The 7,764-nt window shown below is 44.2% G+C and carries 12 protein-coding genes; 9 read left to right on the forward strand and 3 right to left on the reverse strand.

The window, feature by feature from the left end:
- Nucleotides 1-281: 281 nt before the first annotated feature.
- Nucleotides 282-533: a phage baseplate protein gene (locus tag ACTQX6_RS10310; RefSeq protein WP_441657458.1), complete on the forward strand. Its 252-nt coding sequence runs from the start codon at nucleotides 282-284 to the stop codon at nucleotides 531-533.
- Here the strand turns inward: ACTQX6_RS10310 and ACTQX6_RS10315 are convergent.
- The 3 genes from ACTQX6_RS10315 to ACTQX6_RS10325 are packed head-to-tail and all read right to left on the reverse strand — an operon-like array spanning nucleotide 526 to nucleotide 1,964.
- Nucleotides 526-807 (reverse strand): phage baseplate protein, encoded by a 282-nt coding sequence (locus ACTQX6_RS10315; protein WP_441657459.1) that lies wholly within the window; start codon nucleotides 805-807, stop codon nucleotides 526-528. The genes ACTQX6_RS10310 and ACTQX6_RS10315 overlap by 8 nt on opposite strands.
- Before the next feature lie 7 nt (nucleotides 808-814).
- The gene (locus ACTQX6_RS10320) at nucleotides 815-1,060 is read right to left on the reverse strand and encodes a phage baseplate protein (protein ID WP_441657460.1); all 246 of its coding nucleotides are present in this window, start codon (nucleotides 1,058-1,060) and stop codon (nucleotides 815-817) included.
- 4 nt (nucleotides 1,061-1,064) lie between these two features.
- Nucleotides 1,065-1,964, reverse strand: coding sequence for a tyrosine-type recombinase/integrase (locus ACTQX6_RS10325; RefSeq protein WP_441657457.1), 900 nt, complete (start codon nucleotides 1,962-1,964; stop codon nucleotides 1,065-1,067).
- A gap of 177 nt (nucleotides 1,965-2,141) precedes the next feature.
- On the opposite strand from ACTQX6_RS10325, the gene ACTQX6_RS10330 reads away from it, so the two are divergent.
- The 8 genes from ACTQX6_RS10330 (at nucleotide 2,142) to ispD (ending at nucleotide 7,631) form a co-directional block, all read left to right on the forward strand.
- Nucleotides 2,142-2,771 (forward strand): hypothetical protein, encoded by a 630-nt coding sequence (locus ACTQX6_RS10330; protein WP_441657456.1) that lies wholly within the window; start codon nucleotides 2,142-2,144, stop codon nucleotides 2,769-2,771.
- Between the two features lie 11 nt (nucleotides 2,772-2,782).
- The gene (locus ACTQX6_RS10335; RefSeq protein ID WP_441657455.1) at nucleotides 2,783-3,139 is read left to right on the forward strand and encodes a phage holin, LLH family; all 357 of its coding nucleotides are present in this window, start codon (nucleotides 2,783-2,785) and stop codon (nucleotides 3,137-3,139) included.
- 142 nt (nucleotides 3,140-3,281) lie between these two features.
- A complete protein-coding gene (locus ACTQX6_RS10340) occupies nucleotides 3,282-3,476 on the forward strand; it encodes a hypothetical protein (RefSeq protein ID WP_441657454.1) in 195 nt (64 codons plus the stop codon).
- 36 nt (nucleotides 3,477-3,512) lie between these two features.
- The gene (locus ACTQX6_RS10345; RefSeq protein ID WP_441657453.1) at nucleotides 3,513-5,282 is read left to right on the forward strand and encodes a peptidoglycan recognition protein family protein; all 1,770 of its coding nucleotides are present in this window, start codon (nucleotides 3,513-3,515) and stop codon (nucleotides 5,280-5,282) included.
- 149 nt (nucleotides 5,283-5,431) lie between these two features.
- Nucleotides 5,432-5,893 (forward strand): hypothetical protein, encoded by a 462-nt coding sequence (locus tag ACTQX6_RS10350; RefSeq protein ID WP_441657452.1) that lies wholly within the window; start codon nucleotides 5,432-5,434, stop codon nucleotides 5,891-5,893.
- A 2-nt stretch (nucleotides 5,894-5,895) separates the two neighbouring features.
- A complete protein-coding gene (locus ACTQX6_RS10355) occupies nucleotides 5,896-6,282 on the forward strand; it encodes a hypothetical protein (RefSeq protein ID WP_441657451.1) in 387 nt (128 codons plus the stop codon).
- 1 nt (nucleotide 6,283) lies between these two features.
- A complete protein-coding gene (locus ACTQX6_RS10360) occupies nucleotides 6,284-6,577 on the forward strand; it encodes a hypothetical protein (RefSeq protein WP_441657450.1) in 294 nt (97 codons plus the stop codon).
- A gap of 415 nt (nucleotides 6,578-6,992) precedes the next feature.
- On the forward strand, nucleotides 6,993-7,631 hold the full coding sequence (gene ispD / locus ACTQX6_RS10365) for a 2-C-methyl-D-erythritol 4-phosphate cytidylyltransferase (protein ID WP_168965250.1): 639 nt from the start codon (nucleotides 6,993-6,995) through the stop codon (nucleotides 7,629-7,631).
- Nucleotides 7,632-7,764: the final 133 nt, after the last annotated feature.

A 7,764-nucleotide genomic window follows, 5' to 3' on the forward strand; every position in this document is an offset into this window, starting at 1 on the left:
CTGGTGCGGATTCAAGAGACTGAAAGGTTCGGCTTTCATGCTCGAATTAACCTCGGCCATTAAATAAGGTAATGTCTTATCACTATCCGTAGCTGTAGAGTAGATTTCCCACAAACTACCACCAGACGCATTCGATAACCATCGTCCTGCCCACAAATTATCCGGTACAGATTTTACCCTATGCTCATGCGGATACATGTTAGCCATTGTGAGAGATCTATTGTAATTCCCACCGGTAGCTCCGGCAGTAAAAGTCATACTTGTACAAGTCTTCTTAATGTATGACTTTTACGGCCTTAGGAACTTATGGCGAGTACTACCACACATTGACCTATGACGAGATGCCTTTGCATAGTCACGCACAGTACATTTCTGCCAATAACGGAAATAGCGCGGTGCGTAGAGACTACTCTGATGATGGCAACGCCGCACTTTATCCACAAGGATGTAACACTGGTAATGCCGGTGGTGACAAACAACATAACAATATACAGCCATCAATGGGCGTTTACTATTGGCGTAGAGTTAGTTAGTCCTGTGCCAATAGTAAACGGTTTGATAAGGCTGTACGTTATTGTGCCCTTTGCCTTGCCCTGAATACTGTACTGCTTGTCTGTATGCGGTTGTACGATTTGCAGTATTTGCATACCCACCATACACTTGCTCGTTAATAGCATACGCATCGTTATAGCCGCCAACTACCGCATTATCGGTACCAAGGGTTTGAGCGTGTTTGTGTTTGCCGTTCTCGTCAGCGGTCAATTTATGGTAATACTCGCCACCTACAGACAAGGCCGTAAATGTCATACATAAACTAGGCTATACGATGCCAACGATAAACGGCTCTTGATGGCTGGATATTGTTATGCCCTCTACCCTCGCCGGAGCTATCCGTTTGAATCTTATACTGCTTGTTGTAGTTACCATAAGTATTACTACTACTGACAGATTGCACAGGCTGTATTACAGGCGAGTAGTAATTGTGGGAGTGCGGACCGTTCTCCTTTTCGGTAAGTGCGTGTAAGTACTCACCATAGTCACCACCAGCAGTAAAAGTCATACATTTAATGCTGATAGTAATCGGCGAGTAACTCAACGCATTTACGCTTGAGCTCCAGTTGCGGATGGACGTACATGCTCATGGTTATGGCTACATTACTGTGGCCAAGCAGCTGGCTAAGCGACTTGTAGTCGCAGCCACACTCAATGCACCTCGTCGCAAAGGTGTGCCGGAGTGCGTGGAACTTATGATGCGGTAACTCAAGCTCTTTTAAGACTCTGTTGTAAAATAGACGGTACTTGTTAGGTTCGATGTGCTGCTCTCTGCCGGTAATGAGGTACTCATCCGGCTCGCCTCGCAGCAGTACGGCAAACTGCATGATCCATTTATTTAAAGGTATGGTGCGGATGCTTGCCTTAGATTTGGGCGAGGTAATGACAAGACGCGAGCCATCCTTTTTGGTGTAAAGCCGACTCATAGTCTTGTTGATATGTAAGAGTTGGCAGTCAAAGTTGATATCGGACCATTTGAGAGCGCAGAGCTCTCCGATGCGGATACCGGTATGGATAGCGAGTAATATACCAAAGTTTTTGTAACTAATCTCAGTTTGGAGGTGATTGATCAATGCGATCTGATCTGATTTGTCAAAGATCTCGACCTCCTTAGGTGGATTGTAGGGTAAGCGGATCTCGAGGTCTTTACGATTGAGGGAGAGCTTTAAAACGCTGATGATGCTGTCAGCATAACTTTTAGCGATACCGCCTTTACCGTCAACTCGGCCATGATCGAGTTGACCGAGTACAAAATCCTGAAGGATCTCACTGTCGATCTGATCCACGTCCATATTACCTAAATGCGGTAGGATCTGATTGTGAGCGACATTGTAATAGACGGTATAGGTACCGCCTTTTTTGTAGATTTCCTGATCTGCGAGCCAGGAATTTAATAGTTGTTTGTAAAGCATGTATAGCTCCTTTCTGTACATGCTTTTTATTATGGAGGAAAAAGTATGGAAGATGAAATTTTGGAAGAAATGCCGGTCTATGAGGAGCCATCGCGAGATATCCTCATCGGTGATTTACCAATCTTTTTATGCAACGAGCTGATCCAGCAGATCAATGAGCAATTGGTCGTTACCTTTATGTGCGATGAGTCTATGGATGCCATTGTCGAGGCGTTTAGAGGCTGCGAGTCGTTTACGTATTCTGACACAACCTATGAGGGCTATACGATCGTCAAAGCCTTTAATATGACCGTTGGAGGCGATGACAAAGTGATTTATCAGATCACCCTCGATAAGCTCCCGGAAGATCCGTTTACGGATGATCAGGAGTTTGCTCTGAAATACGCCACCGACAATATGCCGGACGAAGACGCCTTAGATCATAAGAGCCTGTTTGCCAACTGGGAAGATCTGAATAATGGCGAGTGGATCCCGGAGGGGGAACGCCTGAACTACAATGACAAGCTCTGGAAATGTGCCAAAGGGCATAACAAGAGTACTGACTACTGGCCTGGTAAAGATCCTACGCTCTTTGAGCAGTTGGATAAAGATGGGCACGAGGGTACGATCGATGATCCGATCCCGGTACCGGAATCCGTAACGACAAGTGGATTTACTTGTATATATGGTAAGTACTACTCCTGGCGAGACAAACTGTACCTCTGTAAACGAGGCGGAGTTGCCAACCCGGAGGAATTGTACGGACAGGAGGTTAAGCTGTATTACTCTCCTGATGCTTTAGTTGGACACTACTTTGTAACTGCATAGGAGGAATAGATATGGAACAAGTAATGGAAGTATTGATGCCGGCCGTATTACAGTTGGCTGGAACTATTGTCATGGTCGTGGCCGGAATCATCGGCTATCAAATCAAAAAGCTATACACACAATACGTAGATACACAGACTAAAAAGGACGTAGTGGCCACCACTGTCCAATATGTGGAACAGATCTGCAAGGATCTGCATGGCCAGGAAAAGCTGGATATGGCCCTTGAACGTGCATCTGCACTGTTGGCCGAACAGGGTATCAATGTATCGGCGACAGAGCTGGAAACATTGATCGAGGCTGCCGTCAACGGCTTTAACGGAGGCTGGTCTAAGAGCGGGGTGACTGATAGCTCCGCCGGTGAGTAATATGACCATCGATGCACTAGTCGCGGGGGTCATTACACTTGGCAGTCTTTGCACCGCAATTGTGGCGGTCGGCAAGTTGATCAACCTGGCAAGCAAGCCAAACAAGGACCAAAACATACGGCTTACCAAGTTAGAGGACCGTATGGCCAAATGTGAGAGTAAGCTTCTCAACGATAACCAGTCTATGATCGAGCAGCAGGAGATCAACTCGCTTACCTTAAAGTCGCTCCATGCACTTTTGAGCCATGCCTTAGATGGTAACAATAACAGTGAGATGGAGCGCTGTAAGGAAGAAATCCAGGAAAGAGTATTTAAAGATGGAGGGTCAATCCGATGATTGGCTCTCCTTATTTATATATAGAGGGTGTTAGCTATGACAGTATTTGATAATTTCTTTGCCTATGCACAGGGTAAAGTATTTGATACTAACGGAAATCAATCCAACCGAACTACAGTCAATTGGGAGTCCCCGTATGACGGACAGTGCGTATCCTTGATCAAAGCCTATTTGAAGTATGGAGGTTGTGGAGTCAAAGCGTATGGTAACGCCATTGACTATTGGACTAACAGAGCCAATAACGGTATCCTCAATATCTGTAACGTAGTAACAGCGCCACAAAACGGCGATATCGTAGTATCGGCTGGTGGCGATCCACAGTATGGTCATATCTTTATATACTGCAACGGCCAAGCATTTACACAAAACTGCTGTAACAATCCTAGAGCAACTTTATATCCACTGTCTTACCAGGGTACGATCTATGGCTACCTGCGACCTAAGTTTATGGTACAGGATCAGTACAATGTCAGTCAGTTACAGGCTGAGCTTGGATTGGCTACATTTACGCATGATCAGATCATCATCCGTAAGGACAGTCCGACCGGGCCGGATACCGGTAAACGCTTTAACGCCGGGGACGTCCAAAAGTACACCGAAAAGTGGGTGGGCAATGGCCACCGCTATATCTCATGGGTAGAGGGCAGTATACGTTACTTTGCCGCTATCTCAAACAGCGAGTCACAGGGCGTTGAGCTTTGGGCTACGTTTAGTAAGATTGAAGAGACTCCGGTAAACGTACCAACAAGCGAGCTGGAACAGGAAGACGGTATAGCTACCCTTACTACAGATATCGGCGTTAATGCTCGTAGGAATGGGCCAAATGGTGAGATCGTCCGAACCTATCAACCAGGTGCGCAAATCCGGTACTACTGGAAATGGGTTGGCAATGGACACCGCTATATCGTATGGCAGGAAGGATCAGACTATATCTTTTTAGCTGTATCCGGATCAGAGGCACAGGGCGTAGAGCCGTGGGCCACGTTTGCAAAACCGGAAGAAGTAGAAGAGCCTGAAGAAAATCCAGGTCCATCTACGGGTGCTGGGGATACACCGACACCGGACGAACCGGAAGACGACGAGTGGGATTTGGAAGATCCGGATCTTGCACCGGTGTTGTTGGAATCGGATCATGGACTGACTGTACACACGGCTTTAGTGGACAAGAGCAGGTATAAGTACAAATGCCCTTACGTGATGACACCACAGTACGTCACGGTCCACAATGCCGGCACCAACGGCAATCCAACGGCCCAACAGCTCAATCAAAGTATGGGTAATACCGATGAGCAAAAGTCCTGGCATCTCAGTGTGGATGATCAAGGCGCGTGGCAAGGTATCCCACTCAACCGTAACGCCTGGCACGCCGGAGATGGTGCAGAGGGCGAGGGCAACCGTAAGTCCATAGCCATTGAGATCTGCTGTGATATGTATGACTCGGATGGCGATGGATCATACAATGACAAGTCCGGCACATCTGATCCACGCTGGGAAAGGGCAAGAGATAACGGAGCTCTGGCAGCTGCACTTATCCTTAATAAATATGGGTGGGATATTTCGCATCTGAAAAAGCATCAGGATTGGCCAATGTCTAATGGATCTTATAAGTACTGTCCGCATCACATATTAAATGATGGATGGGAGGACTTTGTAGCATTGGTACAGGCCAAATTGGATGTGATCCAGGATCAACCAGCAGATCCGGACACACCGGAAGAAGGTGATACGATCGATGGTGGATTGATCAATACGCTGGTATCATTATTGATCAAGCTTGTCAACAAGCTGCTTAGTATTTTTAAATAGATAGTTGATCCACTAAACTATTTTTATTAACTGTATGGGGGAGCCTTCGGGCTCCCTGTTTTTTTTGTGCAAAAAAAGTAAAAAATACTCTTGACTATACAAGTATATACTTGTATTATAAAGATGTAAAAAGACTGGAGGAAACAAGGATGGCAACGGAGGCAAAGCGAAAAGCAAATGATAAATATAATAAGAAAAATTCGGTGCTCGTACCGATCCGACTGAATAAGCAGACTGACAAGGACATTATTTACCATTTGGAAACGGTCAACTCAAAAGGCGGCTACATCAAGGATCTGATCCGAAAGGATATGAATAGCCTACTGGACAAGAGAAAAGAAATGCTTAAAGGATGGAACGAGCAGAACGGATTGGATGACAAAATGTACTACCTGGATGTACGCAGATACAACGAAGAGAATGAAGAAGTTGGCGGCGACCCGGTGTACCTGAAATCGGATGATCTGGAAGAAATTGAAAAGGCGTTTGATCATGAGGTATCCATAAACAAGAGCAGCAAAAGAAAAGGTACCGTCATCAAGATCAAACGAGCTGCTGAGGTTTATGATAATAACTTATACTACGAAACAATCAAAAAACAGGAGGTGTAACTATGGCATGGAAATACGGCACATTTAGCTGCGGCCACGAAGGTAGAGTACAAGTGTACGGCCCATCCGTGGATCGGCAAAGAAAGGCGGACTACTATTTTGATACGCATCTTTGCCCAGAATGCTGGGCGAAAAAACAGGCTAAACTATCTGCTAAAAATGCGGATATTGCAGACTGCTTGGGCTTTGCAAAATTGGAGGGCAGTCCAAAGCAAATCGCATGGGCAGAAAATCTACGAATCAAAATGTTTGAGATCTTAAAAGAAAAACCTTACTACAAGGATGTAGTCGAGAGCATTGCGAAATCGGAAACAAGCGCTAAGTTTTACATCGATGCCAGAGATATGATGGACATCGTTGTCGATAAAAAATACAGGGAGGGTAAATAGTATGGAAACAATCAAACTTTATGGATCTTACGGAGTATTGGCACATGAGTACAAACCGATATGGGCTGATGCACCGGCCACGGAAAGCTACGAAGAAGGTATTTATGAGATACCGCAGCAGTTTAAAGTATTGACCAATCAATACGGGGAGCGTTTGTACAAAGGGCCGGATGGACATAAGTACCTGTTAAAAGACTTATTGGAAAACGGAAAGGGAGACGAGCCTTACTTTACGTACTACGATGACCGTACCGGAAAGGTTGTATGGTTCAAGCTTAAGAAAATCGAGGGCTGATTTTATAGCAATTGATTCTTAAGGATTGTAACTCTTCGTAATATTTGACTTGGGGCCATAAGGCTCCATTTTTTTTGTGCCTAATCCGCTTTACATATCGTGGGTTAGAAATTATAATATAAACAAGTTAAGCGTTCTGTCTTCTTAGGTTTACCTAAGATGTGGATTGAAATATGTGCTTATTATTGTATGCGCAAGCGAATTTTGTTATCTAGCCGTAAGGCTAGATATGGATTGAAATATGTACTTAAACTTGAGTACGCTTTTGAACGCTTATCTCTTGAGATGTTCCTAAGAACATCTTTTTTTAACCAATGGTATCGCTAGTATAAAGGTAAAGACAAAGAGAGCTATCTGCTCTCTTTTTTAATTGGTTATAACACCAAATGTCATATGAATCTGATATAATATAAACATGAAATACAGTGTATGTTTACTGGCCGCCGGACAAGGTGTTCGTACAAAGCTGCCTTATAATAAAGTGCTCTATAAAATGGACGGGAAATCAATTCTTGATCATAGTTTAGATTTGTTTTTATCGGATTCAGATTGTACACAGATCGTATTGACTTGTTCTTTACAGGATATGGAAGCCATGCAGAGTTATAAAAAAGAAGATCGAATCGAATTGGTTTTGGGTGGAAAAACCAGACAGGAAAGTGTGTATAATGCATTGCAGGCGGTAAAGTACCCTATTGTGTTTATTCATGATGCGGCCAGACCGTATTTGAAAAGGGAACAAGTCGAAGAACTGAAGAAAACTTTGGAACAAGAGGATGCCTGTGTATTGATGGTACCAAGTGTCGATACGGTAAAAATAGTAGAAAATGGTTATGTTGTATCGACATTGGATCGTAATGTATTGTATAATGCACAAACACCGCAATGTTTTAAAACGGATTTGATCAGGAAATGTCATGAAGCGGCCAAAAAGGAACAAAAGATCGCAACGGATGATACACAGCTGGTGGAATGGTATTCTCAAACCCGTGTAAAAGTGGTGATAGGAGATCCGGCTAATATAAAAGTAACAGTGCCTTCCGATTTAAAATAAACAGATAGAAAAGAGGATGGAGTGATATGATCCCACTAAAGTGGACACACGAAATAAATAAACGTGTATCTATGGAGGTGGGATTTTTCTATGGGAAGAAAGCCAAAATTATCTGCTGATATGAAGGTATGTA

Source organism: Faecalicoccus sp. LCP19S3_E2, from assembly GCF_052121255.1.
Classification (GTDB): Bacteria; Bacillota_I; Bacilli_A; order Erysipelotrichales; family Erysipelotrichaceae; genus Faecalicoccus.

Coding starts and splice junctions, on each gene's coding strand:
- ACTQX6_RS10355 (WP_441657451.1), top strand. CDS start 5,896: ATGGCATGGAAATACGGCACATTTAGCTGCGGCCACGAAGGTAGAGTA.
- ACTQX6_RS10325 (WP_441657457.1), bottom strand. CDS start 1,964: ATGCTTTACAAACAACTATTAAATTCCTGGCTCGCAGATCAGGAAATC.
- ACTQX6_RS10350 (WP_441657452.1), top strand. CDS start 5,432: ATGGCAACGGAGGCAAAGCGAAAAGCAAATGATAAATATAATAAGAAA.
- ACTQX6_RS10335 (WP_441657455.1), top strand. CDS start 2,783: ATGGAACAAGTAATGGAAGTATTGATGCCGGCCGTATTACAGTTGGCT.
- ACTQX6_RS10340 (WP_441657454.1), top strand. CDS start 3,282: ATGGCCAAATGTGAGAGTAAGCTTCTCAACGATAACCAGTCTATGATC.
- ACTQX6_RS10360 (WP_441657450.1), top strand. CDS start 6,284: ATGGAAACAATCAAACTTTATGGATCTTACGGAGTATTGGCACATGAG.
- ispD (WP_168965250.1), top strand. CDS start 6,993: ATGAAATACAGTGTATGTTTACTGGCCGCCGGACAAGGTGTTCGTACA.
- ACTQX6_RS10310 (WP_441657458.1), top strand. CDS start 282: ATGACTTTTACGGCCTTAGGAACTTATGGCGAGTACTACCACACATTG.
- ACTQX6_RS10330 (WP_441657456.1), top strand. CDS start 2,142: ATGTGCGATGAGTCTATGGATGCCATTGTCGAGGCGTTTAGAGGCTGC.
- ACTQX6_RS10320 (WP_441657460.1), bottom strand. CDS start 1,060: ATGACTTTTACTGCTGGTGGTGACTATGGTGAGTACTTACACGCACTT.
- ACTQX6_RS10315 (WP_441657459.1), bottom strand. CDS start 807: ATGACATTTACGGCCTTGTCTGTAGGTGGCGAGTATTACCATAAATTG.
- ACTQX6_RS10345 (WP_441657453.1), top strand. CDS start 3,513: ATGACAGTATTTGATAATTTCTTTGCCTATGCACAGGGTAAAGTATTT.